The organism is Nocardioides sp. Soil774, assembly GCF_001428125.1.
Classification (GTDB): domain Bacteria; phylum Actinomycetota; class Actinomycetes; order Propionibacteriales; family Nocardioidaceae; genus Nocardioides.
Map to the genome: position 1 here is coordinate 163,224 of NZ_LMSM01000005.1, position 25,235 is coordinate 188,458.

21 protein-coding genes are annotated in these 25,235 nt (G+C 72.5%); 9 read left to right on the plus strand and 12 right to left on the minus strand.

The genetic code is table 11. From position 1 onward, the window contains the following. Window positions 1-2 precede the first annotated feature (2 nt). The 4 genes from carB to ASG76_RS03715 all read right to left on the minus strand — a co-directional run bounded on the left by carB (window position 3) and on the right by ASG76_RS03715 (window position 6,871). Window positions 3-3,344, minus strand: a complete 3,342-nt coding sequence (gene carB / locus ASG76_RS03700) for a carbamoyl-phosphate synthase large subunit (RefSeq protein ID WP_056600266.1) — start codon at window positions 3,342-3,344, stop codon at window positions 3-5. A gap of 1 nt (window position 3,345) precedes the next feature. Beyond that, a complete protein-coding gene (gene carA / locus ASG76_RS03705; protein ID WP_056600269.1) occupies window positions 3,346-4,488 on the minus strand; it encodes a glutamine-hydrolyzing carbamoyl-phosphate synthase small subunit in 1,143 nt (380 codons plus the stop codon). A gap of 65 nt (window positions 4,489-4,553) precedes the next feature. Then, window positions 4,554-6,104 carry a glycerol kinase GlpK gene (gene glpK / locus ASG76_RS03710; RefSeq protein ID WP_056600272.1) on the minus strand — a complete coding sequence of 517 codons (1,551 nt, stop codon included), beginning with the start codon at window positions 6,102-6,104 and terminating at the stop codon, window positions 4,554-4,556. Next, a complete protein-coding gene (locus tag ASG76_RS03715; RefSeq protein WP_056600275.1) occupies window positions 6,101-6,871 on the minus strand; it encodes an IclR family transcriptional regulator in 771 nt (256 codons plus the stop codon). Before ASG76_RS03715 ends, glpK (ASG76_RS03710) begins: the two co-directional genes overlap by 4 nt. Window positions 6,872-7,035: 164 nt before the next feature. On the opposite strand from ASG76_RS03715, the gene ASG76_RS03720 reads away from it, so the two are divergent. The 3 genes from ASG76_RS03720 to ASG76_RS03730 are packed head-to-tail and all read left to right on the plus strand — an operon-like array spanning window position 7,036 to window position 11,175. Further along, window positions 7,036-7,887, plus strand: coding sequence for an MIP/aquaporin family protein (locus ASG76_RS03720; protein ID WP_056600278.1), 852 nt, complete (start codon window positions 7,036-7,038; stop codon window positions 7,885-7,887). Window positions 7,888-7,940: 53 nt separating this feature from the next. Next, the gene (gene glpK, locus ASG76_RS03725; RefSeq protein WP_056600280.1) at window positions 7,941-9,458 is read left to right on the plus strand and encodes a glycerol kinase GlpK; all 1,518 of its coding nucleotides are present in this window, start codon (window positions 7,941-7,943) and stop codon (window positions 9,456-9,458) included. 7 nt (window positions 9,459-9,465) lie between these two features. Then, window positions 9,466-11,175 (plus strand): glycerol-3-phosphate dehydrogenase/oxidase, encoded by a 1,710-nt coding sequence (locus ASG76_RS03730; protein ID WP_056600284.1) that lies wholly within the window; start codon window positions 9,466-9,468, stop codon window positions 11,173-11,175. Between the two features lie 31 nt (window positions 11,176-11,206). Here ASG76_RS03730 and ASG76_RS03735 read toward each other — a convergent pair whose 3' ends face one another. Beyond that, on the minus strand, window positions 11,207-12,835 hold the full coding sequence (locus tag ASG76_RS03735; RefSeq protein WP_056600287.1) for an ABC-F family ATP-binding cassette domain-containing protein: 1,629 nt from the start codon (window positions 12,833-12,835) through the stop codon (window positions 11,207-11,209). Window positions 12,836-13,077: 242 nt separating this feature from the next. Between ASG76_RS03735 and ASG76_RS03740 the strand changes: the two genes are divergently transcribed. Beyond that, window positions 13,078-14,241: an acetyl-CoA hydrolase/transferase family protein gene (locus ASG76_RS03740; protein WP_235529416.1), complete on the plus strand. Its 1,164-nt coding sequence runs from the start codon at window positions 13,078-13,080 to the stop codon at window positions 14,239-14,241. A gap of 4 nt (window positions 14,242-14,245) precedes the next feature. Here ASG76_RS03740 and ASG76_RS03745 read toward each other — a convergent pair whose 3' ends face one another. Beyond that, the gene (locus tag ASG76_RS03745) at window positions 14,246-14,653 is read right to left on the minus strand and encodes a VOC family protein (protein ID WP_056600294.1); all 408 of its coding nucleotides are present in this window, start codon (window positions 14,651-14,653) and stop codon (window positions 14,246-14,248) included. Between the two features lie 31 nt (window positions 14,654-14,684). On the opposite strand from ASG76_RS03745, the gene ASG76_RS03750 reads away from it, so the two are divergent. Together ASG76_RS03750 and ASG76_RS03755 are read left to right on the plus strand one after the other, a co-directional pair. Continuing rightward, window positions 14,685-15,419, plus strand: a complete 735-nt coding sequence (locus tag ASG76_RS03750; protein ID WP_056600296.1) for a VOC family protein — start codon at window positions 14,685-14,687, stop codon at window positions 15,417-15,419. A gap of 46 nt (window positions 15,420-15,465) precedes the next feature. Further along, window positions 15,466-16,113, plus strand: a complete 648-nt coding sequence (locus ASG76_RS03755) for a DUF3060 domain-containing protein (RefSeq protein ID WP_056600299.1) — start codon at window positions 15,466-15,468, stop codon at window positions 16,111-16,113. A gap of 2 nt (window positions 16,114-16,115) precedes the next feature. On the opposite strand, the gene ASG76_RS03760 is transcribed toward ASG76_RS03755, so the two are convergent. The 3 genes from ASG76_RS03760 to pyrR are packed head-to-tail and all read right to left on the minus strand — an operon-like array spanning window position 16,116 to window position 18,909. Then, window positions 16,116-17,393, minus strand: a complete 1,278-nt coding sequence (locus ASG76_RS03760; protein ID WP_056600302.1) for a dihydroorotase — start codon at window positions 17,391-17,393, stop codon at window positions 16,116-16,118. Continuing rightward, window positions 17,393-18,319: an aspartate carbamoyltransferase catalytic subunit gene (locus ASG76_RS03765; RefSeq protein WP_056600305.1), complete on the minus strand. Its 927-nt coding sequence runs from the start codon at window positions 18,317-18,319 to the stop codon at window positions 17,393-17,395. The genes ASG76_RS03760 and ASG76_RS03765 overlap by 1 nt, the downstream gene beginning before the upstream one ends. After that, window positions 18,316-18,909, minus strand: a complete 594-nt coding sequence (gene pyrR, locus ASG76_RS03770) for a bifunctional pyr operon transcriptional regulator/uracil phosphoribosyltransferase PyrR (protein WP_056600308.1) — start codon at window positions 18,907-18,909, stop codon at window positions 18,316-18,318. Before pyrR ends, ASG76_RS03765 begins: the two co-directional genes overlap by 4 nt. Before the next feature lie 140 nt (window positions 18,910-19,049). Here pyrR and ASG76_RS03775 point away from each other — a divergent pair, with 140 nt between their 5' ends. After that, window positions 19,050-19,661, plus strand: coding sequence for a class I SAM-dependent methyltransferase (locus ASG76_RS03775; RefSeq protein ID WP_056600311.1), 612 nt, complete (start codon window positions 19,050-19,052; stop codon window positions 19,659-19,661). A gap of 19 nt (window positions 19,662-19,680) precedes the next feature. On the opposite strand, the gene ASG76_RS03780 is transcribed toward ASG76_RS03775, so the two are convergent. Further along, window positions 19,681-20,961, minus strand: a complete 1,281-nt coding sequence (locus ASG76_RS03780; RefSeq protein ID WP_056600315.1) for an acetyl-CoA C-acetyltransferase — start codon at window positions 20,959-20,961, stop codon at window positions 19,681-19,683. A 130-nt stretch (window positions 20,962-21,091) separates the two neighbouring features. Between ASG76_RS03780 and ASG76_RS03785 the strand changes: the two genes are divergently transcribed. Beyond that, window positions 21,092-22,426: a 3-oxoacyl-ACP reductase gene (locus ASG76_RS03785; protein WP_056600317.1), complete on the plus strand. Its 1,335-nt coding sequence runs from the start codon at window positions 21,092-21,094 to the stop codon at window positions 22,424-22,426. Next, window positions 22,426-23,319: a MaoC/PaaZ C-terminal domain-containing protein gene (locus ASG76_RS03790; protein WP_082587232.1), complete on the plus strand. Its 894-nt coding sequence runs from the start codon at window positions 22,426-22,428 to the stop codon at window positions 23,317-23,319. The genes ASG76_RS03785 and ASG76_RS03790 overlap by 1 nt, the downstream gene beginning before the upstream one ends. Window positions 23,320-23,339: 20 nt before the next feature. Here the strand turns inward: ASG76_RS03790 and ASG76_RS03795 are convergent, their stop codons facing one another. Together ASG76_RS03795 and ASG76_RS03800 are read right to left on the minus strand one after the other, a co-directional pair. Beyond that, complete coding sequence (locus ASG76_RS03795) at window positions 23,340-24,206, minus strand: acyl-CoA thioesterase (RefSeq protein ID WP_056600320.1); 867 nt, start codon at window positions 24,204-24,206, stop codon at window positions 23,340-23,342. Further along, a complete protein-coding gene (locus ASG76_RS03800) occupies window positions 24,206-25,156 on the minus strand; it encodes a PAC2 family protein (RefSeq protein ID WP_056600324.1) in 951 nt (316 codons plus the stop codon). The genes ASG76_RS03795 and ASG76_RS03800 overlap by 1 nt, the downstream gene beginning before the upstream one ends. Window positions 25,157-25,235 lie beyond the last annotated feature (79 nt).

A 25,235-nucleotide genomic window follows, 5' to 3' on the forward strand; every position in this document is an offset into this window, starting at 1 on the left:
GCTCAGGCACCCCGGCGCTCGGCGGTGAGCCGGGCCCAGTCCTGCAGGGACCGCACGCCGATGTCGCCGCGCCGCATCGCCTCCAGCCCCTGCACCGCGGCGCCGAGACCCTGGATCGTGGTGATGCAGGGGATGTCGGTCAGCACCGCGGCGGTGCGGATCTCGTAGCCGTCCGCGCGGGGCGAGCCACCGCTGGTGGCGCCGTGCGGGGTGTTGATGACCAGGTCGACCTCGCGGGCCAGGATGCGGCCCACGATCGTCGGCTCGCCGTCGGGCCCCTCGCCCTCGGACTGCTTGCGCACGACCGTGGCCTGCACGCCGTTGCGGCGCAGCACCTCGGCGGTGCCGGCGGTCGCGAGCACCTCGAAGCCCATGTCGGCGATCTGCTTGACCGGGAAGATCATGTGCCGCTTGTCGCGGTTGGCGACGGAGACGAAGACCTTGCCCGACAGCGGCAGCGAGCCGTAGGCCGCGGCCTGCGCCTTGGCGAACGCCGTGCCGAAGAAGGCGTCGAAGCCCATCACCTCGCCGGTCGAGCGCATCTCCGGGCCGAGCAGCGCGTCGACCGTGCGGCCGTCGGCGGTCTTGAAGCGGTCGAAGGGCATGACCGCCTCCTTGACCGCGATCGGCGAGCCGTCGGCCAGGTGCCCGCCGTCGCCGCGCGCGGGCAGCACGCCGGCGGTGCGCAGCTCGGCGATCGTCTCCCCCAGCATGACCCGCGCCGCCGCCTTCGCCAGCGGTGTCGCGGTCGCCTTGGAGACGAACGGCACCGTCCGGGAGGCACGCGGGTTGGCCTCGAGCACGTAGAGCACGTCGGAGGCCAGGGCGAACTGGATGTTGAGCAGGCCGCGCACGTCGAGTCCGCGGGCGATCGCCTCGGTGGAGCGGCGGATCCGGTCGATCTCCTCACGGCCGAGGGTGATCGGCGGCAGCGCGCACGAGGAGTCGCCGGAGTGGATGCCGGCCTCCTCGATGTGCTCCATGACGCCGCCGAGGAAGAGCTCCTCACCGTCGAAGATCGCGTCGACGTCGATCTCGACCGCGTCGTCGAGGAACCGGTCGACCAGCACCGGCTGGCGCTCGTTGATCAGCCCGTTGGCGACGTACTTCTCGAGGTAGGCCTCCAGCGCGGCGTCGTCGTAGACGATCTCCATGCCGCGTCCGCCCAGGACGTAGGACGGCCGCACCAGGACGGGGTAGCCGATCTCGTGGGCGATCCGCTGCGCCTGGGGGTACGACGTCGCGGTGCCGTGCTTGGGCGCCGGCAGGCCGGCGTCGGCGAGCACGCGGCCGAAGGCGCCGCGCTCCTCGGCGAGGTGGATCGACTCCGGGGAGGTGCCGACGATGGGCACGCCCGCGTCGGCGAGACCCTGCGCCAGGCCCAGCGGCGTCTGGCCGCCGAGCTGGCAGACCACGCCCGCGACGGGCCCGGCCTGCTGCTCGGCGTGGACGATCTCGAGGACGTCCTCCAGCGTGAGCGGCTCGAAGTAGAGCCGGTCGGAGGTGTCGTAGTCGGTGCTCACCGTCTCGGGGTTGCAGTTGACCATGATCGTCTCGTAGCCGGCCTCGGCGAGGGCGAGCGAGGCGTGCACGCAGCTGTAGTCGAACTCGATGCCCTGGCCGATGCGGTTCGGCCCGGAGCCCAGGATGATCACGGCCTCCTTGCCCTCCGCGCGCGGCTCCACCTCGGTCTCCTCGTCGTAGGACGAGTAGTGGTAGGGCGTGCGGGCGGCGAACTCGGCCGCGCAGGTGTCGACGGTCTTGAAGACCGGGCGGATGCCCAGCGCGTGGCGCACGCCGCGGACCACGTCGGCGGACAGGCCACGGATCTTGCCGACCTGCTCGTCGGAGAAGCCGTGGCGCTTGGCCAGGCGCAGCAGCTCGGGAGTGAGCTCGGTGGCGCCGATCAGCTCGACCGCCACCTCGTTGATCAGCGCGAGCTGGTCGACGAACCACGGGTCGATCTTGGTGGCCTCGAAGATCTCCTCCGGCGTCGCGCCGGCGCGGATCGCGTCCATGACCTTCTTGAGGCGGCCGTCGTGCGGGACGCTGACCTCCGCGAGGAGCGAGTCTTTGTCGAGCTCGACGAACTCCTTGTGCCAGTCGAAGGGCGCGTGCTTGCTCTCCAGGGAGCGCAGCGCCTTCTGCAGCGCCTCGGTGAAGTTGCGCCCGATCGCCATCGCCTCGCCGACCGACTTCATGTGCGTCGTCAGCGTCGGGTCGGCCTCGGGGAACTTCTCGAAGGCGAAGCGCGGCACCTTGACCACGACGTAGTCCAGCGCGGGCTCGAACGACGCCGGGGTGCTCTGGCCATCCTCACGCGCGGTGATGTCGTTGCGGATCTCGTCGAGGGTGTAGCCGATGGCGACCTTGGCCGCGATCTTGGCGATCGGGAACCCGGTCGCCTTGGAGGCCAGGGCCGACGAGCGCGAGACGCGGGGGTTCATCTCGATGACGATGAGGCGGCCGTCGGCGGGGTTGACGGCGTACTGGATGTTGCAGCCACCGGTGTCGACGCCGACCTCGCGGATGATCGCGATCGCGAGGTCGCGCATCTTCTGGTACTCGCGGTCGGTGAGCGTCATGGCCGGCGCGACGGTGATCGAGTCGCCGGTGTGCACGCCCATGGGGTCGAGGTTCTCGATGGAGCACACGATGACCGTGTTGTCGGCGCGGTCGCGCATGACCTCGAGCTCGTACTCCTTCCAGCCGAGGATGGACTCCTCGAGCAGCACCTCGGTGGTCGGGCTGGCGGCCAGGCCGGCGCCACCGATGCGGCGCAGGTCGGTCTCGTCGTAGGCCATCCCCGACCCGGTGCCGCCCATGGTGAAGGAGGGACGGACCACCATCGGGTAGCCCAGCTCGTCGGCGGCCGTGAGCAGGTCGTCCATCGAGTGGCAGATGACGCTGCGGGCGGACTCCCCGCCGAGCTTCTCGACGATCTTCTTGAACTGCTGCCGGTTCTCCCCGCGCTCGATCGCGTCGATCGAGGCGCCGATCAGCTCGACGCCGTACTTCTCCAGGATCCCGGCCTTGTCGAGCGCCATCGCGCAGTTGAGCGCGGTCTGGCCGCCGAGCGTGGCGAGCAGCGCGTCGGGCCGCTCCTGGGCGATGACCTTCTCGACGAACTCCGGCGTGATCGGCTCGACGTAGGTCGCGTCGGCGAACTCGGGGTCGGTCATGATCGTGGCCGGGTTGGAGTTGACCAGGACGACCCGCAGGCCCTCCTCGCGCAGCACCCGGCACGCCTGGGTGCCGGAGTAGTCGAACTCGCAGGCCTGGCCGATGATGATCGGCCCGGAGCCGATGACCAGGACGCTCGTGATGTCGGTGCGCTTGGGCATGTCAGGCCTTCCCGTCCATGAGCTCGCAGAACCGGTCGAAGAGGTACGCCGCGTCGTGCGGGCCGGCCGCGGCCTCGGGGTGGTACTGCACGGAGAACGAGCGCAGCCGGCCCTCGGGGTCGCGCAGCTCGAGGCCCTCGACCACGTCGTCGTTGAGGCACACGTGGCTGACGGTGACCTCGCCGAACTCGGTGGCGGTGGAGCCCTCGAGCGGGGCGTCGACCGCGAAGCCGTGGTTGTGGGCGGTGACCTCGACCTTGCCGGTCGTGCGGTCCATGACCGGCTGGTTGATGCCGCGGTGGCCGTACTTCAGCTTGTAGGTGCCGAAGCCCAGTGCGCGGCCGAAGAGCTGGTTGCCGAAGCAGATGCCGAAATAGGGGATGCCGGCGCCGAGCGCCTGCTGGAGGAGCTCGACCTGGTCGGTGGTCGCGGCCGGGTCGCCGGGGCCGTTGCTGAAGAACAGCCCGTCGGGTGCGACGGCCTGCACGTCGGCGAGGGTCGCGGTCGCGGGCAGCACGTGCACCTCGATGCCGCGCTGGCTCATCATGCGGGGCGTGTTGCCCTTGATGCCGAGGTCCACGGCGGCGACGGTGAAGCGCTTGTCGCCCTCGGCCGGGACGACGTAGGCCTCCTGCGTCGACACCGACCCGCTGAGGTTGGCGCCGCTCATCTCGCCCGAGTCGAGCACGCGCGCCAGCAGGCGCTCGGGGTCGGTCTCGGTCGTGGAGATCCCCACCCGCATCGCCCCGCGCTCGCGCAGGTGGCGGGTCAGCGCGCGGGTGTCGACGCCGCTGATGCCGACGACACCCTGTGCGCGGAGGTCGTCGACGAGGCTGCGCGTGCTGCGCCAGCTGCTCGGGACCCGTGCGGGGTCGCGCACGACGTAGCCGGCGACCCAGATGCGCGAGGACTCCTCGTCCTCGTCGTTCATCCCGGTGTTGCCGACGTGCGGTGCCGTCATCACGACCACCTGGTGGTGGTAGCTGGGATCGGTGAGCGTCTCCTGGTAGCCGGTCATGCCGGTGGAGAAGACCGCTTCGCCGAAGGTCTCGCCCTCGGCGCCGAAGGACTCGCCGCGGAAGGTGCGCCCGTCCTCGAGGACCAGGAGCGCGGGGATGGGCAGATTTCGGGCAGGCGGTGCCACGCCGTACCTCCTTCTCCGCCTCACGGGACGGATCGTTAAAGGATGTTCGAGCGACGCCGACCCTATCAGTGGATCGGTGCCCTGCCGTCGTCGGCGACACCGGGTGGACCGTGGCGTCGCGCCCCCTGCCGGTGCCCCCACGCGATGGACAGCGCCACCGCGTCGCGCCACGCGGCGTGGGCCTCGTCGCGGGCTGCGGCGCCCACCTGCGAGCGCCACTCGGCGGCACGGTGCCAGTGCGAGCGCAGCACGCTGCGGTCGGGCCAGTAGCCCACCGCGAGCCCTGCGGCGTACGCCGCCCCGAGCGAGACGCTCTCGGCCATCATCGGGCGGATCACCGGCACGTCGAGGACGTCGGCGACTGTCTGCATGAGCAGGTTGTTGGCCGTCATGCCCCCGTCGACGGCGAGGAAGGCCATCGCCGCGCCCGCGTCCTTCGTCATCGCGTCCACGACGTCGCGCGTCTGCCACGCCACCGCCTCCAGCACGGCCCGGGCCAGGTGGCCCTTCTCGATGTAGGAGGTCAGCCCGAGCACGGTCCCCTGCGCGTCGGGCTCCCAGTGGGGTGCGTAGAGGCCCGAGAACGCCGGCACGATCACGCAGCCACCGTTGTCCTCGACCGTCGCGGCGAGGGTCTCGATCTCGGGCGCGGTGCGGATCAGGCCCAGGCTGGTGCGGCACCACTCGACCAGGGACCCGGCCGCTGCCACCGAGCCCTCGAGGGCGTACGTCGCCGGCTCGCCCTCCGCGCTCGCGGCGAGGGTCGTGATGAGGCCCGACGAGGAGCGCACGACCTCGGTGCCGGTGTTGAGAAGCAGGAAGCTCCCGGTCCCGAACGTGCACTTGGCCTCACCCTTGTCGAAGGCCGTCTGGCCCAGCAGCGAGGCCTGCTGGTCGCCGACGAGCGCGCCGATCGGGATGCCCGGCACCCCGTGGCGCGTGGTGCCGACGACACCGATGGAGGGCCGGATCTCGGGGAGCATGCTGGCCGGGATCCGCATGCACGCCAGGAGCTCGGGGTCCCACGCCAGGGTCCGGAGGTCCATCAGGAGCGTGCGGCTGGCGTTGGTCACGTCGGTCACGTGCAGTCCGCCGGTCAGGTTCCACACGAGCCAGGTGTCCATGGTGCCGAAGAGCAGCTCCCCCGCCTCCGCGCGCTCGCGCAGGCCGGGGTCGCTGTCGAGCAGCCAGCGCAGCGTGGGGCCCGACGGGTAGGAGGACAGCGGGAGACCCGTGCGCTCGGCCAGCCAGTCGGGGTCGGCGTGGTCGGTGAGCTCGGCGAGGCGATCGGCGGTGCGCACGTCCTGCCACACGATCGCCGGGCCGACGGGTGCGCCGGTGGCGCGGTCCCAGACGACCGTGGTCTCGCGCTGGTTGGTCACGCCGAGCGAGACCACCTCGCTCGCGTCGACCGCGGCGTCCTCGAGGGCCTGCGGCAGCAGCTCCCGGGTGATCTGCCAGATCTCGGCGGCGTCGTGCTCGACCCAGCCCGGTCTCGGGTAGTGCTGCTGGTGCGGGCGCTGCGCGACCGAGACCATCCGCCCGCTGCGGTCGAACAGCAGGCACCGCGTCGAGGTCGTGCCCTGGTCGATGGCCGCGACGAAGGACCGCTTCACGGGCGACGCCCGTGCCCGAGCTCGCGCGAGACCGCCCGGGCCGCGTCGGTGACGTGGCCGGCGACCGAGACCAGCGGTCGCGAGCGCGCGTCGCACAGCTCGTCGGGTGCGCCCTCGACGCCGATCGCCGCCACGACGTAGCCCGAGCGGTCGCGCACGGGAGCCGCCAGGGCCGCGACTCCCGGCTCCCGCTCCTCGACGTCGGCGGCCCACCCGACGTCGCGCACGTCGGCGAGCTGGCGCTGCAGGGCCGGCCAGTCGACCACCGTGCGGTAGGTGTGGCTCTCCAGCCCCGACGCCATCGCCGCCCGCATGGCCCGGGGGTCGTGGGCCAGGAGCACCTTGCCGAGCGCGCTGGCGTGCAACGGGAAGGACGTGCCCGTGACCAGCGTCTGCGGCCTGCTGTCGGGTCGGAAGACGTGGTGCACGACGACCACGCCAGCGCCCTCCAGCGTGCCCACGTGCACCGCGAGGTGGGTGCGCGAGGCGAGGGCGTCGGCCCAGTTGATGGCGCGCGAGCGCAGCTCGTTGTGGTCGAGGGCGGGCGCCGCGAGCTGCAGCAGCCCGACCCCGACGGCGTAGAGCCCGGACTCCTCGTCCTGGTCGACGAAGCCGACGTCCTTGAGGGTCTGGAGCAGGCCGTGGGCGGTGCCCTTCGCCAGTCCGAGCGCGGACGCCAGGTGGTGCAGCGGCGTGGGCTGGGCCTCGGACGCCAGGACCTGCAGGATGGCCGCGGCCCGCTCCACCGACTGCACCCGTCCCGGCATGTGACGAACGTTACCCAGACCTTGGACAGAACCACAGGGGTCGCGTTCGACGATGTCGAATCGACGGTCGTTCGACGATGTCGAACGCCGTGCGTTGTGGCGCTCGTCACCTCGTTCCTAGTGTGCGCAGCCCATGACGGACAACACTCGAGGAGTTGGCACGCATGACCAGTTTCGGACGCAGGACCTTGCTCGGTGAGGTGGTCGCCGAGTTCGCAGGCACGATGATCCTCATCCTGATGGGCGTCGGGGTGGTGGCCCAGGTGGTCACCGGCGACGGCGCCCTCGGTGACCACGACTCCATCGCCTGGGCCTGGGGGCTCGGCGTGACCTTCGGGGTCTACGTGGCGGCGCGCATCAGCGGCGCCCACCTCAACCCGGCCGTGAGCCTGGCCCTCGCGGCGTTCGGCGACTTCGAGTGGCGCAAGGTGCTGCCCTACGCGATCGCCCAGACCGCGGGCGCCTTCGCGGCCGCCCTGCTCGTGCGCTGGATCTACGCCGACGCCATCGCGCTCGTCGACCCCGACCTCACCGTCGCCACGCAGGGGATCTTCTCCACCCTGCCGGGCAACGGCTCGCTCGACATCTCCACGAGCACCGCCTTCCTCGACCAGGTGATCGGCACGGCCATCCTGCTGTTCCTGGTCATGGCCGTGACCGACGTGCGCAACAGCGCACCGGTGGCGACCATCGCCCCCATCGTGGTCGGCCTCGTCGTGGTGGCCATCGGCATGGCCTGGGGCACCAACGCGGGCTACGCCATCAACCCGGCCCGCGACTTCGGCCCGCGCCTGGCCAGCTTCCTCACCGGCTACGACACGGCCTTCGAGGACCAGCGCGGCCAGCTCTACTTCTGGGTGCCGCTCGTCGCGCCGCTCATCGGTGGACTGATCGGCGCCGCGGCCTACCGTGGCCTCAGCCGATTCCTCCCCGACGAGGACGAGGCGCAGGAGACCGGCAGGATCCCCACCGACGCCCCGCGCGACCAGCACCTCGACTCCCACGCCCACGCCTGACCCACCCGCACCAGCCCGACCCCCACACCAGCCCCACCCAGGAGGAACCCACCATGGCTGACTACGTCGGCGCCATCGACCAGGGCACCACCAGCACCCGCTTCATGGTCTTCGACCACGGCGGCAACGAGATCGCCCGTCACCAGCTCGAGCACGAGCAGATCATGCCGCAGGCCGGCTGGGTCGAGCACTCGCCCTTCGAGATCTGGGAGCGCACCAGCTCGGTCATCAAGACCACGCTCGCACGCGCCGGGATGCAGGGCTCGGACCTCGCTGCGCTGGGCATCACCAACCAGCGCGAGACCACGGTCGTGTGGAACCGGAAGACGGGCCGTCCCTACTACAACGCGATCGTGTGGCAGGACACCCGCACCGACCGGATCGCCAGCGCGCTCGACCGCGACGGTCGCGGCGACGTGATCCGGCGCAAGGCCGGCCTGCCGCCGGCGACGTACTTCTCCGGCGGCAAGATCCAGTGGATCCTCGAGAACGTCGACGGGGTCCGGGAGGCCGCCGAGGCCGGGGAGGCGATCTTCGGCACGACCGACTGCTGGCTCCTGTGGAACCTCACCGGCGGCACCGAGGGCGGCGTGCACGTCACCGACGTCACCAACGCGAGCCGCACGATGCTGATGGACCTCGAGACCCTCGACTGGGACGACGAGCTGCTCGGCTTCTTCGACATCCCGCGCCAGATGCTGCCGGAGATCCGACCCTCGTCGTCGCCCGAGCCCTACGGCACGACGCTGGCGAGCGGGCCGCTCGGCGCCGAGGTGCCGCTGACCGCTGCGCTGGGCGACCAGCAGGCGGCCATGGTCGGGCAGGTGTGCCTGGCGCCCGGCGAGGCCAAGAACACCTACGGCACCGGCAACTTCCTGCTCCTCAACACCGGCACCGAGCTGGTGCGCTCGGACAACGGCCTGCTGACCACGGTCTGCTACCAGTTCGGCGATGAGTTGCCGGTCTATGCGCTGGAGGGCTCGATCGCGGTCACCGGGTCGGCGGTGCAGTGGCTGCGCGACCAGCTCGGCATCATCAGCGGCGCTGCGCAGAGCGAGTCGCTCGCGCGTCAGGTCGAGGACAACGGCGGGGTCTACTTCGTGCCAGCCTTCTCCGGCCTGTTCGCCCCCTACTGGCGCTCCGACGCCCGGGGTGCGATCGTCGGGCTGTCGCGGTTCAACACCAACGCGCACGTGGCCCGGGCCACGCTCGAGGCGATCTGCTACCAGAGCCGCGACGTCGCCGACGCCATGGAGAAGGACTCCGGGGTCAAGCTGGAGGTGCTCAAGGTGGACGGCGGCGTGACGGCCAACGACCTGTGCATGCAGATCCAGGCCGACGTGCTCGGGGTGCCGGTGAGCAAGCCGGTCGTCGCGGAGACGACCGCGCTCGGGGCGGCGTACGCCGCCGGGCTGGCAGTGGGCTTCTGGTCCGACCGCGAGGAGCTGCGCAAGAACTGGAACGAGGACAAGCGGTGGGAGCCGCAGTGGTCGGAGGAGCAGCGCGCCGAGGGCTACAAGGGTTGGCAGAAGGCCGTGACGAGGACCCTCGACTGGGTCGATGTGGAGTGAGGACGCAATGAGCAGGACTGCAGTGAAGCTCGATCCCCAGCGCCGTGCGGACGCGTTGCGGGAGATGACCCGCGAGCCGCTCGACGTGCTCGTCATCGGCGGCGGGGTGGTGGGCGCCGGCGCCGCGCTCGACGCCGCCACCCGCGGCCTGCGGGTGGGGCTCGTCGAGGCCCGCGACTACGCCGCCGGCACGTCGTCCCGGTCCAGCAAGCTGGTGCACGGCGGCCTGCGCTACCTCGAGCAGCTCGACTTCGCCCTGGTGCGGGAGGCGCTGCGCGAGCGGTCGCTGATCCTCAACCGGCTGTGCCCCCACCTGGCTCGTCCGGTGCCGTTCCTCTACCCCCTCACCCACCGGGTCTGGGAGCGGTTCTACGTGGGCAGCGGCGTGCTGCTCTACGACACCATGGGCGGGCGCCACGGCGTCCCGAGCCACCGCCACCTCACCCGGCGCCAGGCGCTGCGCGAGTTCCCCTCGCTGCGCAAGGACGCCCTGGTCGGCGCGATCCAGTACTACGACGGCCAGGTCGACGACGCGCGCCACACGATGATGCTGGCCCGCACGGCCGCCGACTACGGCGCCCACGTGGCGACCAGTGCTCGGGTCACCGGCTTCCTGCGCGAGGGCGACCGGGTGACCGGCGCACGCGTGCTCGACCTCGAGACCGGCGAGCAGCTCGAGATCGAGGCGCGCCAGACCATCAACGCCGCCGGGGTCTGGACCGACGAGATCCAGGACATGGTGGGCGGGCGCGGACAGATCAACGTGCGCGCGTCCAAGGGCGTGCACATCGTGGTGCCGCGTGACCGGATCCGCGCGCGGACGGGCATCATCAGCCGCACCGAGAAGAGCGTGCTCTTCATCATCCCGTGGGACACGCACTGGATCATCGGCACCACCGACACCGACTGGGAGCTCGACCTCGCCCACCCGGCGGCCAGCCGCTCGGACGTCGACTACCTGCTCGAGCACGCCAACGCCCTGCTCCAGACGCCACTGACCCACGAGGACGTGGTCGGGGTCTACGCCGGGCTGCGACCGTTGCTCTCCGGGGAGTCCGACGACACCAGCCAGCTCTCGCGCGAGCACGCGGTGGTCTCCCCCGTCGCCGGGCTCGTCATGGTCGCGGGCGGCAAGTACACGACCTACCGGGTGATGGCCAAGGACGCCGTCGACGCCGTCGTGCACAGCCTGCCTCGCAAGGTGCCGGCGTGCTGCACCGACACCATCCCGCTGGTGGGCGCGGAGGGCTACGCAGCCGCGTGGAACGGCCGCGAGCAGCTCGCTGCCGAGTCGGGCCTGCACCTCGCGCGGATCGAGCACCTCCTGCATCGCTACGGCTCGCTCATCGGCGAGGTGCTGGCGCTCGTCGCCGAGCGGCCCGACCTGGCCGAGCCGCTCCCGGGGGCACCGAGCTACCTGCGGGCCGAGGCGGTCTACGCCGCCCTCGCCGAGGGTGCGCTGCACCTCGACGACGTCCTCACCCGTCGCACGCGGATCTCGATCGAGGCGACGGACCGCGGCGTGGCGGCCGCCGCGGACGTGGCCGACCTCGTGGCGCCCGTGCTCGGGTGGAGCGAGGAGCAGGCGCGCAACGAGGTCGAGCACTACCGCGCCCGCGTGGCGGCCGAGATCGACTCGCAGGAGCAGCCCGACGACCGCACCGCCGACGCCGCGCGCCTCGGGGCCGCGGACGTGCGGATGGGGCGCTCCGGCTGAGCCGGGTGGGTCCCGCGGGGCGGGCGGCCGGTCACAGTGCCTGCAGCCGCACCTCGGGGCCCGCCCACCGGCGTCGCAGCCACCGGTCGTGCGAGGCCAGCACGACCCCGCCGGGCGCGGCGGCCAGGGCCTCCTCGAGCTCGCCGGCCAGCGCCAGCGACACGTGGTTGGTCGGCTCGTCGAGCAGCAGCAGGTCGGGAGCGGCGGCGATCGCGATCGCGAGGCCCAAGCGGCGCCGCTGCCCGACCGACAGGCTGCCGACGGGCGTGCGATGGTCGCGCGGGTGCAGCAGGCCCAGCTCGCGGAGGGAGGGCGGCTCGACGAGCGACCGCACCGCGACGTCGTACGTCGACAGCGCAGAGCGCCCCGGCTCGACCACCTGCGGGTCCTGGGTCAGCTCGCGCACGGTGCGGGCGCCGACCTTGACCGTGCCGGCGGTCGCGCACAGCCGTCCGGACAGGACGCCGAGGAGCGTGGACTTGCCGGAGCCGTTGGGCCCGGTGAGCAGCAGGTGCTCCCCCGCGTCGAGGTCGAGGCGCGCGACGCGCACCCGCCCGGCGACCTCGGCGTCACGGACCTGCACGATCCGTCCGCTGGCGGACGCGGTGAGGCCTCCGCGGAACCGCAGCGGTGCGGGTGGGCGTCGCACCTGGTCGCGCTCGGCGATGTCGAGCCGCCGCTGCGCGTCCTTCTTGCGACGCGCAAGGGTCTGCTCGACCCGGGCGCCCTTGAAGGAGTAGATGTACTTGTCGCCGTCGGTCGGCCCGCGGTCGTGGGCGATCGCGCCGGTCCCGATGCGGGTCGCCGCCCGCAGCCGCGCGATCTCCTCCTGCTGGGCGAGGTAGGTCTCCTCCCACCGGCGGCGCGACTGCGCGCGCGCCTCCTCGTAGGCGCTCCACCCGCCACCGAAGCGGCGTCCGCCGCGGCCGTCGGTGCCCAGCTCGCCGGCGTCGAGGTCGACGAGGTCGGTGCAGACGTCGTCGAGCAGCACCCGGTCGTGGCTCGCGAGCACCACCACCCCGGGCAGGTCGCGCAGGAAGCCGGTGAGCACCTCGACCGCGTCGTCGTCGAGGTGGTTGGTGGGCTCGTCGAGCAGCAGGCAGCCCGGTCGGGTCGTCATGACCGTGGCGAGCGCCAGCCGGGTGCGCTGCCCACCCGACACCGTGCCGACGCGGCGGCCGGGGGCCAGTCGGTCGAGCCCGAGATGGGAGGCGGCGAGACCCGCACGTCGGTCGGCGTCCCACGCGTCGTGGGCGAGCGCGACCTCGAGCGCATCGGCGTACGCCGCATCCCCCTGCGGGGTGCCGGTGGCGGCGGCGAGGCGCTCCACGTCGGCCGCGGCGCGCCGCAGCGGTGCGAGCGTCAGGTCCAGCACCTCGGCGATCGTCGCGCGGTCGGCGAAGGGCGGCTCCTGGCCCAGTAGCACCAGGTCGGCGGGCGCGTCGACGGTGCCGGAGACACGGGCGGGCGACGGGAGCCGGCCGGCGACCGCGCGCAGCAGAGTCGACTTGCCGGTGCCGTTCTCGCCGACCAGGCCGATGCGGCGCCCGGGCTGGGCGACCAGGTCGATGCCGGTCAGCACCGTGCGCCGGGGGTAGGCGACCGAGAGCCCGCTGACGACGAGCGGGGCAGGGGTCGGGGCAGGGGTGGGGGCAGGCATGCAGTGTCCTTCGGCGAGGGATCGGACCCGCCGGGCACGTGCGCACGAAGGTGCGCGGCCGCGGACGCGGGTCGGGGTCAGCCGTGGATCCACATGATGACCAAAGCCTAGGGGTGGCGGGACCGAAGGCCCACCGATTTTCGACGAGGTACTGGCACGCTGTCCCCATGCGCGTCGTCGAGATCGACCAGGCCGTCCGTGCGGTGCGGGAGCACTGCGAGCGGCTCGACCACCCACCGCGGGTGGTCACCAGCGGCAACTTCGCCTCACCTGTGGCGCTGCTCGCGCCGGTGCTGGCCGAGCTGCCCGCGGCGCTGCTGCACGCCCTCAACGCGCAGCCCGACCTCCCGATGCACGACGGCGTCGTGCCCGAGACGACCTTCGTCGGGCCCGGCTTCCGCCGGCACCCGCGTCTGTCCTACGTCCCGTGCCGGCTCTCGATGGTGCCGCGGCTCTTCCACGGCCCGCTGGCGCCCGACGTCGTCGTGGTCCACACGACCGTGCCCCGCAACGGCCGGGTCTCCCTCGGGCTCGAGGTCAACGTGCTGCCCGCCGCCATCGAGGCGGCGCGAGATCGCGGCGCGGTGGTCGTGGCCCAGCTCAACCCGCGCATGCCGTGGACCTTCGGCGACGCCGAGATCAGCCTCGACGACATCGACCTCGGCGTCGAGGTGGACGCCGTGCTGACCACCCACGTCGCGCGACCCCCGAGCGAGGACGCCCGCCTCATCGGCTCGCGGGTGGCTGCCGAGATCGGCGACGGCGCCACGCTGCAGGCCGGCATCGGCGAGGTGCCCGACGCCACCATCGGCGGGGTCCTCGAGCGGCGCGACCTGAAGGTGTGGACCGAGATGTTCAGCGACGAGGTGCTCACGCTCGAGAAGGCCGGCGCGCTCGACCGCGGCACCCCGGTCCGTACGTCGTTCGTGTTCGGCAGCCAGGAGCTCTACGACTGGGTCGACGACAACCCACGCGTGCGGATGCTGCGCACGGAGACGACCAACGCCCCGGCCGCCATCGCCCAGCAGCCCGGCATGACCTCGATCAACACCGCCCTGCAGGTCGACCTCTTCGACCAGGCCAACGCCTCGCGCATCGGCACCCGGATCTACAGCGGCTTCGGCGGGCAGACCGACTTCACCGTCGGCGCGAGCCACGCGCCCGGCGGCCGGGCGTTCATGGCGCTGCGCAGCTGGCACCCGCGCGCCGACGTCTCGACGATCGTGCCGCTGGTCGACGAGCCGGTGACGTCCTTCCAGCACGGCGCGGTCGTGACCGAGCAGGGCGTCGCGTGGATGTGGGGGCGCAGCGAGCGCGAGCAGGCGCGCAACCTCATCGAGTGCGCGGCCCACCCCAGCGTCCGCGAGGACCTCTGGGAGGAGGCGCGGGCGCTCGGCCTGGCCTAGTCCCTCACGCCACGAACACGCAGAACACATGGCCCGCCGGGCTGGCGTAGGCCCGCAGCGGCTCGTCGGGGTCGTCGGTGCGGTCCAGCCGCAGCGTCCCGCCCAGCGCGACCACCCGCTCATGCGCCGCGTCGAGCGAGCCGCGGTCCGGCACCGTGGTGTCGAGGTGGCTCACCGACGGGTGCCCCCGCTCCGGCCACCGGCTCGGTGGCAGCGACTCGACCGCCTGGATCGCCAGGCAGCGGCGTCCGTCGGCGTCGGTGAGCACCAGCCAGTCCGCGTCGTCGTGGCCGTCGGGCACCTCGTCGCCCGGGCGGTAGACCAGGTCCAGGAGCTGCCGCCAGAACTCCGCCTCACCGCGCACGTCGACGGCGTCGAGGACGGTGTGCAGCAGGCGTGGCACGTCGCTCATCCCCGGACACTAGCCGTGTGAGGATCGCTGCATGACCCACGCGACGCCCGCCTGGATCCAGGTCTTCCTCGACACCCCGACCGCCCACCTCGACGAGGCCGTGGCCTTCTGGTCGGCCGTCACCGGCTGGACGCCGTCCGAGCGCCGCGGCAAGGACGGCCAGTTCCTCACGCTGCTGCCGGCGGCAGGGTCGGCGTACGCCAAGGTGCAGGCGGTCGACGGGCCGCCCGGTCTGCACCTCGACCTCGACTCCCGCGACCGGCCCGCGAGCATCGCGCTGGCGCGCGCGCTCGGCGCCACGACCGCGTGGACCTACCACGACGTCGAGGTGATGCGCTCCCCCGGCGGCTTCACCTTCTGCCACACCCTGGTCGACGGGCAACCGGTGCTCGAGCGCGACGGTGCGAGCGTCCTCGACCAGGTGTGCCTCGACGTCCCCGCTCGTCGCTGGGACGCCGAGGTGGGGTTCTGGAGCGAGCTGACCGGGCGCGCGCCGCAGGTCGGCACGCTGCCGCAGTTCGTCCGGCTGGTGGAGGACGGACGGGTGCGGCTGCTGCTCCAGCGTCTCGACGAGGTCGACGGACCGGTGCGCGCGCACCCCGACCTGGCGAGCGCGGACCGTGCGGCCGACACCGAGCGCCACCTCGCGCTGGGCGCGCGCCTCGTGGCACGGCACGACCACTGGACGGTGCTCACCGCGCCCGGTGGGCAGGTCTACTGCCTCACCGACCGCGACCCGCTCACCGGAGGGGCCGCCGGGGTGTGACCCATCCCATGGAGCGCCCACGCGCAGGGATGCGTACTGTCGGTATGTGACTTCCCTCCGCCGCGTCCTGACCGCCCCGCTGCTCGCGCTGACCGTGGTCGCCGGTGGCGCAGCGGTGGCCCCCGCCGCCACCGCAGGCTTCGCCGTCCCCGTGCAGTGCGAGGTCGGCACGGAGACCGTGCTGCCGTGGGACGGTGTGACCTACCAGCTCAGCGGCACCTGCGGCGTGGTCCGGGTGACGGCGGACGACGCGACCGTGACGATGCCGGCCGCGACCCGGCTGATCCTCGACGGTGACCGCGCGAGCGTCACCTCGAAGTCCCTGCTGGCCCTCGAGGTGCCGGGCGCGGACAACGCCGTGACCGCCCCGTCGGTGAAGGACCTCTCGGTCACCGGCTCCGGTTCGCGGGTGGCCGTGGCGGGCCTCGCGGAGCACGTCACCCTCGCCAGCGCGTCCTCGAGCCTGACCGCCGACACCGTCAACGTGCTCCGCCTGCGCGGATCAGACTCGGTCGTCGCGCGCAAGGCCTACCGGGTCCGCATCACCGGCACCGCCAACGCGCTGCGGCTGACGCGGGCCGACCGGCTCGTGCTCACCGGCGACGCCAACTCGGTCACCGTCGCGCGAGGGCGTACGACGCTCCGCGACCGTGGCGAGGACAACGTGCTCGACCTTCGTCGCCGCCGTCGCTGAGGTCAGCCGACCAGCGCGCCGTCGCGCACCGTGAGCCGACCGGCGTAGACCGTGTGCACCACCCGCGACGTCAGCTCGCGTCCGTGCCACGGGTTGTTGCGCGACAGCGACACCGAGGCGTCGCGGTCCACCGTGGCGCGGGCGTCGGGGTCGACGAGCACGACGTGGGCGGGTGACCCGGGCTCCAGCGGACGTCCTTGGTCGGCGAGCCCGGCGATCCGCGCCGGGGTCGTCGACATGACCCGCGCGACGTCGGCCCACGACAGGTCGGGCATCGCCGTGCGCACCACCGCGAGGGCGGTCTCGAGGCCGAGCATGCCGAAGGCGGCGTCGACGAAGGCGTGCTCCTTGTCGTGGCGCGCGTGCGGCGCGTGGTCGGTGGCCACGGCGTCGATCGTGCCGTCGGCCAGCGCCGCGCGGAGCGCCTCGACGTCCTCCTGGGGGCGCAGCGGCGGGTTGACCTTGTAGGTGGGGTCGTAGCCGGTGAGCAGGTCGGTGGTGAGCAGGAGGTGGTGCGGGGTCACCTCGGCCGTGACATCGATCCCCTGCGCCTTGGCCCAGCGCAGGACCTCCACCGAGCCGGCGGTCGAGACATGGGCGACGTGGACCCGCGAGCCGGTGTGGCGCGCCAGCAACACGTCGCGCGCGACGATGACCTCCTCGGCGATGCCCGGCCAGCCGGGCAGGCCGAGCCGGCCCGAGATCTCGCCCTCGTGGCAGCAGGCAGTCGGCCCGGCGAGGGCCGGGTCCTGGGAGTGCTGCGAGACGACACCACCGAACGCCTTGACGTACTCCAGGGCGCGCCGCATCACGCGGGGGTCGTGCACGCACTTCCCGTCGTCGGAGAAGACCGTGACGCGGGCGCGCGAGCGGTGCATCAGCCCGAGCTCGGCGAGCTCCTCGCCGGCCAGCCCGCGGGTGACCGCGCCGACCGGCTGCACGTGCACCAGCCCGGCCTCGCGGCCCAGCTCCCACACGCGGGTCGCGGCCTCGGCGGTGTCGGTGACGGGCGTCGTGTTGGCCATCGCCAGGACGGCGGTGTAACCGCCCAGCGCGGCGGCGCGCGAACCGGTGAGGATCGTCTCGGCGTCCTCACGGCCGGGCTCGCGCAGGTGCGTGTGCAGGTCGACGAGGCCGGGCAGCGCGACGAGGCCGTCGGCGTCGATCCTCTCGGCGCCGGCGGGCGCGGAGTCGACGGGCTGCAACATCCCGGCGTCGTCGACGTAGAGGTCGGCGGTCCTCTCCCCCAGCAGCGAGGCTCCGGTGATCACGAAGGACATCAGGCTTCTTCTCCTGCCAGCAGGTGGTAGAGCACGGCCATGCGGATCGCGAGCCCGCTGGAGACCTGCTCCAGCACGACCGACTGCGTCGCGTCGGCGGCGTCGGCGGCGATCTCGAGGCCGCGGTTCATCGGGCCGGGGTGGCAGATCGGCACGTCGGGCCCCAGCAGCGCCAGCCGGTCGCGGGTGAGGCCGTAGCCGACGGTGTACTCGCGCGGGCTCGGGAAGTAGGCGCCGGACATCCGCTCGCGCTGGACGCGCAGCATCATCACGGCGTCCGCCTTCGGCAGCACCTCGTCGACGTCGTACGACGTCTCGAACCCGGCCGCGGCCGACCACGCACCGATGCCGCTCGGCATCAGGGTGGGCGGGGCGACGACCGTCACCTGCGCGCCGAGCTTGGTCAGGCACTGCACGTTGGAGCGGAAGACCCGGCTGTGCGTGAGGTCGCCGATGATCGCGACGTGGCGGCCCTCGAGGGAGCCGAGGCGACGCTGCAGCGTGTAGGCGTCGAGCAGCGCCTGCGTGGGGTGCTCGTGCATGCCGTCCCCGGCGTTGACGACGGCGGCGTCGACCCACTGGCTCACCTGGAGCGCGGCGCCGCTGGCAGGGTGGCGGATGACGAGTCCGTCGACGCCCATCGCGCAGACGGTGAGCACGGTGTCGCGCAGGCTCTCGCCCTTCGACGTGCTCGATCCCTTCGCGCTGACGTTGATGACGTCGGCGGAGAGCCACTTGCCGGCGATCTCGAACGACGACCGGGTGCGTGTGGAGTCCTCGAAGAACATGTTGACCACCGTGCGCCCGCGCAGCGCGGGCAGCTTCTTGACCTCGCGGCGCTGCACGTCGTGCATGTCTGCGGCGGTCTCGAAGAGCTGGTGGATGTCGTCGACGGAGAGGTCGTCGACCGAGAGCAGGTGCTTCACGAGATCGTCACCTCGTCGGTGCCGTCGATCTCGGCGAGACGGACGCTGACCCGCTCGGCCAGCGCGCTGGGGAGGTTCTTGCCGACGTGGTCGGCGCGGATCGGCAGCTCGCGGTGCCCGCGGTCGACCAGGACCGCCAGCCGCACCGCGGACGGCCGGCCGAGGTCGGCCAGCGCGTCGAGCGCGGCGCGGATGGTGCGGCCGGAGAAGAGCACGTCGTCGACCAGGACGACGACCTTCTTGTCGATCCCGCCCGGCGGGAGCGCCGTCTTGTGCGCACGGCGGGTGGGCTGCGAGCGCAGGTCGTCGCGGTACATCGTCACGTCGAGCTCGCCGACGGCGACGGGAGCACCCTCGACCGCCGTGATCTTCTCCGCGATCCGTCGCGCGAGCGGCACGCCGCGGGTGTGGAGGCCGAGCAGCACCAGGTCGGTCGCGCCCTTGTTGCGCTCGAGCAGCTCGTGCGAGATCCGGGTCAGCGCCCGGGAGATGTCACGGGCGTCGAGGACGGTGCGGTCCGCCCTGTCGCGCCCGGCGTCGTGGGTGACGTCTGGACTGGCGTCCGGGCTGGTCTCTTCGGGGGCAGGCATCTGCGCGCCGGACCTCCTTCTCCGCCTCACGGGACGGCTCGTTAAAGGATGTCGATCGCTGCGACCCTAGCAGTCGGTCGCGGAGGGAGTACCGTCGAGAGTGAGCGGTACCTTCCGCTCTCGCAGGTCAGGAACTGAACATGGGCATCGGCTACGCCACCGCATACCGCGCAGGGATCGTCCCGTGGGAGAAGGCGGCCCTCGAGGACCGGCCCACGCTCGAACGCCTCCTCAACCGGGAGGAGGCCGCTCGCCCGACGGGGGTCAGGAGCGCCATCGACCTCGGCTGCGGCCGCGGGGCCGCCACCAAGCTCCTGCTCGACCGCGGCTGGGACGCGATGGGCGTCGACAACGTCCGGCAGGCCGTCGACGTCGCCGTGCACCGCAACGGCCTCGACGACGCACGGTTCGTCATCGGCGACGTGCGCCACCTCGTCCACTCCGGTGTCGGCACCGGCTTCGACCTCTTCCTCGACATCGGCTGCTTCCAGAGCCTGGACGAGGCCGGACGCACGCTGGTGGCGGGCAACGTGACCGAGCTGGCCAAGCCGGACGCCACCGTCCTGATGCGCACCGGCGGACCGAGGGCGTGGCCCGTGCGGCCACGACAGGTCCTCATCGAGGACGTCCGGCGGGCCTACCGCGGCTGGACGGTGGAGGCGGTGACCGGAGCCGGCTCGGGCAACACCGGCCCGGGGTCGCGTGCCTCGGGCGGCCGGCACGGCGAGTGGTTCCGGCTCACCCGACCCTGATCGGGCGAGCAGCGCCCGCTCAGCGCTCCAGGATCGCCACGACGCCCTGCCCGCCCGCAGCGCAGATCGAGATCAGGGCACGGCCCTTCCCCTTCTGCGCGAGCAGCTTCGCGGCGACCGGGACGATCCGGCCGCCGGTCGCGGCGAACGGGTGCGCCGCGGCGAGCGAGGAGCCGGTGACGTTGAGCCGGTCGCGGTCGATCGAGCCCAGCGGCGCGTCGAGGCCGAGGCGCTCCTGGCAGAACACCGGGTCCTCCCACGCGGCCAGCGTGGAGAGCACCTGGGAGGCGAAGGCCTCGTGGATCTCGTAGTAGTCGAAGTCCTGCAGCGTCAGGCCGTTGCGCGCCAGCATCCGCGGCACGGCGTACGCCGGTGCCATGAGCAGGCCCTCGTGGCCGTTGACGTAGTCGACCGCAGCCGTCTCGGCGTCGACGAGGTGCGCGAGCACGGGCAGGCCGCGCTCCTCGGCCCACTCGTCGCTGGAGAGCAGCACCGCGGACGCGCCGTCGGAGAGCGGGGTGCTGTTGCCGGCGGTCATGGTGGCGGCCGCGCCCTTGCCGAAGACCGGCTTGAGGGTGGCGAGCTTCTCGACCGAGGAGTCCGGGCGCAGGTTGTTGTCGCGCTCGACGCCGCGGAACGCGGTGATCAGGTCGTCCTGGAAGCCCTCGTCGTAGGAGCGGGCGAGGTTGTGGTGCGAGCGGGCGGCCAGCTCGTCCTGGGCCTCACGGGTGATGCGCCACTCGAGGGCGGTCAGCGCGGCGTGCTCACCCATCGACAGGCGCGTGCGCGGCTCGCCGTTCTGCGGGATGTCGAGCCCGAAGTCGCCGGGACGGATCGCGCCGAGCGCCTTGAGCCGGCTCGCGGTGTCCTTCGCCGAGTTGACCTTCATCAGCTTCTTGCGGAGCTTGTCGCTGATCGCGACGGGTGCGTCGGAGGTGGTGTCGGTGCCGCCAGCCACGCCCGCGTCGATCACGCCGAGGGCGATCTTGTTGGCCACCTGGATGGCGGCCTGGAGCCCGGTGCCGCAGGCCTGCTGGACGTCGGTGGCGGGGGTCTCGGGCGCGAGCCGGGAGCCGAGCACCGACTCGCGGGTGAGGTTGAAGTCGCGCGAGTGCTTGAGCACCGCGCCGGCGACGACCTCGCCGAGACGCTCGCCGTGCAGGCCGAAGCGCTCCACGAGGCCGTCGATCGCGGCGGTGAGCATCTCCTGGTTGGACACGCCGGCGTAGACGGTGTTCGAGCGGGCGAAGGGGATCCGGTTGCCGCCGACGACGGCGACGGGGCGAGTGGTCGTCTGCATGTTCCTATCCTTGCCTGAGAGGGGCCGCACGCCAACGACGTGAGGGGCACGTCACGAAATGTGGACTCCGAGTTGCACACCGAGTTACATGACCTCGACTCACCACCACCAGCGCAGAGGGATCGTCACCATGAGCGACCGCTACCAGGGCTTCGTGTCCACCTCCATCGGCCAGCTGTTCGTGAAGAACCTCGGGCTGCCCAACCCCACGCCCCTCGATCGCTGGAGCGAGGGCGCCCCCCTCGTCGACGGCCTCGTCGTGGTCGGCGGCGAGGGTCGGCTCGCCGAGGTGCTCCCCACCACCCTCGACGGGCTCGGGATCGCCTCGTCGACCACCCTCGAGGAGGGGGTGCGCGCCAAGGCGCTCGTCTTCGACGCGACCGGCGTCACCGACACCACCGGGCTGCTGGCGCTGCAGGAGTTCTTCGCTCCCCTGATGCGTCGCCTCGAGACCTGTCCGCGCGTGGTGGTGCTCGGCACTCCCCCGGAGCTCACCTCCGGCTCGGAGCGCATCGCCCAGCGCGCGCTCGAGGGCTTCACGCGCTCGCTCGGCAAGGAGATCGGGCGCGGCGGCACCGTGCAGCTGGTCTACGTCGCTCCCGCCGCGGACGGCGCCACCAGCTCGACCCTCGCGTTCCTGCTGTCGCCGAAGTCGGCGTACGTCTCCGGCCAGGTCGTGCGGATCGGGGCGCACGGCGCCACCGCGAGCGGGACGGTCGACGACTGGTCCCGCCCGCTGGTCGGCAAGGTCGCACTGGTGACCGGAGCGAGCCGCGGGATCGGCGAGGAGATCGCGCGCGTCCTGCACCGCGACGGTGCCACGGTGGTCGGCGTCGACGTGCCGCAGGCCGCGAGCGAGCTGCAGACCCTGATGACCGAGCTCGACGGCGACCACCTCGTCCTCGACATCACCGCCAAGGACGCCCCGCAGCGCATCGCGCACCACCTGCGCGAGCACCACGGGGGCGTCGACGTCGTCGTGCACAACGCCGGCATCACGCGCGACAAGAAGCTGGCCAACATGGCCGAGGACCGGTGGAGCAGCGTCATCGCGGTGAACCTCGCCGCCCCCGAGCTCATCACCCGCGAGCTCCTCGACTCCGGCACCCTCAACGACGGCGGTCGCATCATCGGGGTGGCCTCCATCGCCGGCATCGCGGGCAACGTCGGCCAGACCAACTACGCCACCTCCAAGGCGGGCGTCATCGGTCTGGTCGAGAGCCTGCGCGACGAGCTCGACCGCGGCATCACGGTCAACGCGGTCGCGCCCGGCTTCATCATCACGCAGATGACCGCGGCCGTGCCCTTCGCCACCCGCGAGGTCGGCCAGCGCCTCAACGCCATGTCGCAGGGCGGCCTGCCGGTCGACGTCGCCGAGACGATCGCGTGGTTCGCCAGCACCGGGTCGGGTGCGGTCAACGGCAACGTCGTGCGCGTGTGCGGCCAGATGATGCTGGGCGCCTGATGGTCGCCGCAGCCCCCACCACGAAGACCCTCGACCGGGAGCCCGGGCGGCTCGCGATGCTGGCCCGCGCCGCGCTGCCCGCGCTGCCCGGCGTCAACCAGCTCCCCGGCGTGCGGAAGTCGCCCGCCCGCGACTTCGACGGACTCGCCTACCGCCGCGACCAGGTGGTCGTCGAGCGCGCCCGCGTCGACGCGTACGCCGCCGTCTGCGGCTTCCCGCGCAAGGACACCGTGCCGCTCACCTATCCGCACATGCTGGCGTTCGGCCTGCACATGGCGATCATGGGCGACCCGGCATTCCCCTACCCCGCCATCGGCATGGTGCACGTGGAGAACGCGATCACCGCGCACCGCGCGATCGGGGTCGGCGAGGTCCTCGACGTGACGACCGAGGTGGGCGCCCCGCGCGCCCACGCCAGGGGCGCGCTGCTCGACTTCGTCACCACCGTGTCGGCCGACGGCGAGACCGCGTGGGAGTCGACCTCGACCTACCTGCGCCGTGGCCGACCGGTCGAGGGCGAGCCGGCCCCCGGCCTCGTCGTCACCGACCCGCCGACCGGCGGGGTCGAGTGGCGCCTGCCCGCCGACCTCGGGCGCACCTACGCCGCTGTCTCGGGCGACGCCAACCCGATCCACCTCTACCCGCTGACCGCGAAGGCGCTGGGCTTCCCGCGCCAGATCGCCCACGGCATGTGGACCCTCGCGCGCTCGGTCGCCGCGATCGAGAACCGGCTGCCGGCCGCGGTGACGGTCGAGGTGGCCTTCAAGAAGCCGGTCTTCCTGCCCGGCACGGTGGACTTCGCCGCGCGCCAGGACGGGTCGGGGTGGACCTTCGCGCTCACCAGCCCGAAGGACGGCTCGCCCCACCTCGTGGGTCGTACGTCTCCGGCCTGACCAACCTCGGCGCTGCTTCGCTAGGCGCGCTGGTCGCGCACCCGGATCAGCCCCTCCTGGGCCACCGTCGCCACCAGCTCACCCGACTGGGAGAACACCCGCGCGAGCGCGAGCCCGCGGGCTCCGCCGGCCCACGGGGAGAACTGGTCGTAGAGCCACCACTCGTCGGCCCGGAAGGGGCGGTGGAACCAGATCGTGTGGTCGAGCGAGGCCGGCTGCAGGCGCGGCGACGCGATGTGGATGCCGTGCGGCACCAGCGCAGCACCCAGCAGCGTCAGGTCGCTGGCGTAGGTGAACGCCGCGGTCTGCGTCGTCGCGTCGGCCGCGAGGGTGCCGTCGACCTTGATCCAGAGACGCGCTCGCGCCGCGTGGTCGGAGTCGTCAGCGATCCCGCGCCCGGTGATGCCGACGTGGCGGATGTCGAGGGCGGCCCACTCCCGCTCCCAGTGCGCGGCCGCCTCGTCGCCGCGCTCACGCGCGAGCTCGACCAGGGGCATGCCGTGCTCGGGACCCACGACGTCCGGCATCGGGTCCTGGTGCTCGAGACCGGGCTCGGGGATCTGGAAGTTGGCGGTCATGTAGTAGATCGGTCGCCCGTGCTGGCGTGCGGAGACCCGTCGCGTCGCGAACGAGCGGCCGTCGCGGATGCGCTCGACGTCGTACACGATCGGCACCGTCGTGTCGCCGGGGCGCAGGAAGTAGGAGTGCAGCGAGTGGAGCACGAAGTCGCCCTCGACGCTGCGCGTCGCCGCCACCACGGCCTGCGCCGCCACCTGGCCGCCGAACACCCGCTGGCGCTCGGTGCGCGCCTGGGCGCCGCGGAAGAGGTCGACCTCGAGCTGCTCGAGCTCGAGCAGGGTGACGAGCTCGGCCGCACTGCCGGCCATCAGCGGTCCTCCCAGCCCGTGGAGTCGTCGCCGTCGTCCTTGGACGGATCGTCGAGCTGGGCGAGGAACGCCTCGAAGTCGCGCCCGAGCTCCTCGCCGGTGGGCAGCGGCCCGTCCCCGGCGAGCAGGGACGTGCCCGCCGCCTCGGCCTCGCGGAAGGAGTCGTACTGCTGCTCCAGGCCGCGCACGACGTCGCCGACCTCGTCGTGGGTCGAGAGGTAGCGGTCGACCTCGGTCGAGGTGATCTCGGCGGCCTCACGGAGCTCGCTGAGGTCGACGGTGAGGTGTCCGCCGATCTCGACGTGCTCGAGCAGCACGAGCGCGGCCTGGGGGTACTCCATCTGCGCGAGGTAGTGCGGGATGTGCGCGACGAAGCCGAGCGCGTCGTGGCCCCACTCCCCCAGGCGGATCTCCAGCAGCGCCTGGGCGCTCGCCGGCACGCGGAGCTCGCCCTGCCACGGGCTCTCGCCCGGGACCAGCTCGGGACGGTTGGCGTGGGGCGTGATCGCGATCGGCCGCGTGTGCGGCACCGCCATGGGCACTGCCCCGAGGCCCACGACCCGGGTCACCCCGAAGTGCTCGACGACCTCGCGCACGGCGCGGGCGAAGGCCTCCCAGCGGATGTCGGGCTCGGGACCGGTGAGCAGCAGGAAGGGGGTGCCGCCGGTGTCCCGCAGCGCGCGCACCACCAGGCGCGGCGCCTCGTAGTCGGAGTAGTGGTCGCGGACGAACGACACCGGCGGGCGACGAGCGCGGTAGTCGTGCAGCGAGTCGACGTCGAAGGTCGCGACGACCTTGCCGTCGGAGAGCCCGTTGAGGTGCCGGGCGGCGAGCTCGGCCGACTTGCCCGCATCGAGGAATCCGGTGAGCACGCAGACGAGCGTGAGGTCGCCGTCCCCGGAGCGAGACACCTCTGCTCCGTCCACGATGTGCACGAGTCGTTCGACCATGGGGGAAGCCTAGTGACCGCGGGCCAGTGACCTGACACACACCCGCCCTGCTGGGCACGCATTGTTACTCAGGGGTAAC

What these genes read in the sequence shown, in the direction of transcription:
- carB (WP_056600266.1), bottom strand. Translation starts at nt 3,344, where the DNA reads ATGCCCAAGCGCACCGACATCACGAGCGTCCTGGTCATCGGCTCCGGG.
- ASG76_RS03715 (WP_056600275.1), bottom strand. Translation starts at nt 6,871, where the DNA reads ATGCCGGGACGGGTGCAGTCGGTGGAGCGGGCCGCGGCCATCCTGCAG.
- ASG76_RS03720 (WP_056600278.1), top strand. Translation starts at nt 7,036, where the DNA reads ATGACCAGTTTCGGACGCAGGACCTTGCTCGGTGAGGTGGTCGCCGAG.
- glpK (WP_056600280.1), top strand. Translation starts at nt 7,941, where the DNA reads ATGGCTGACTACGTCGGCGCCATCGACCAGGGCACCACCAGCACCCGC.
- ASG76_RS03730 (WP_056600284.1), top strand. Translation starts at nt 9,466, where the DNA reads ATGAGCAGGACTGCAGTGAAGCTCGATCCCCAGCGCCGTGCGGACGCG.
- ASG76_RS03735 (WP_056600287.1), bottom strand. Translation starts at nt 12,835, where the DNA reads ATGCCTGCCCCCACCCCTGCCCCGACCCCTGCCCCGCTCGTCGTCAGC.
- ASG76_RS03745 (WP_056600294.1), bottom strand. Translation starts at nt 14,653, where the DNA reads ATGAGCGACGTGCCACGCCTGCTGCACACCGTCCTCGACGCCGTCGAC.
- ASG76_RS03750 (WP_056600296.1), top strand. Translation starts at nt 14,685, where the DNA reads ATGACCCACGCGACGCCCGCCTGGATCCAGGTCTTCCTCGACACCCCG.
- ASG76_RS03760 (WP_056600302.1), bottom strand. Translation starts at nt 17,393, where the DNA reads ATGTCCTTCGTGATCACCGGAGCCTCGCTGCTGGGGGAGAGGACCGCC.
- pyrR (WP_056600308.1), bottom strand. Translation starts at nt 18,909, where the DNA reads ATGCCTGCCCCCGAAGAGACCAGCCCGGACGCCAGTCCAGACGTCACC.
- ASG76_RS03775 (WP_056600311.1), top strand. Translation starts at nt 19,050, where the DNA reads ATGGGCATCGGCTACGCCACCGCATACCGCGCAGGGATCGTCCCGTGG.
- ASG76_RS03780 (WP_056600315.1), bottom strand. Translation starts at nt 20,961, where the DNA reads ATGCAGACGACCACTCGCCCCGTCGCCGTCGTCGGCGGCAACCGGATC.
- ASG76_RS03785 (WP_056600317.1), top strand. Translation starts at nt 21,092, where the DNA reads ATGAGCGACCGCTACCAGGGCTTCGTGTCCACCTCCATCGGCCAGCTG.
- ASG76_RS03790 (WP_082587232.1), top strand. Translation starts at nt 22,426, where the DNA reads ATGGTCGCCGCAGCCCCCACCACGAAGACCCTCGACCGGGAGCCCGGG.
- ASG76_RS03795 (WP_056600320.1), bottom strand. Translation starts at nt 24,206, where the DNA reads ATGGCCGGCAGTGCGGCCGAGCTCGTCACCCTGCTCGAGCTCGAGCAG.
- ASG76_RS03800 (WP_056600324.1), bottom strand. Translation starts at nt 25,156, where the DNA reads ATGGTCGAACGACTCGTGCACATCGTGGACGGAGCAGAGGTGTCTCGC.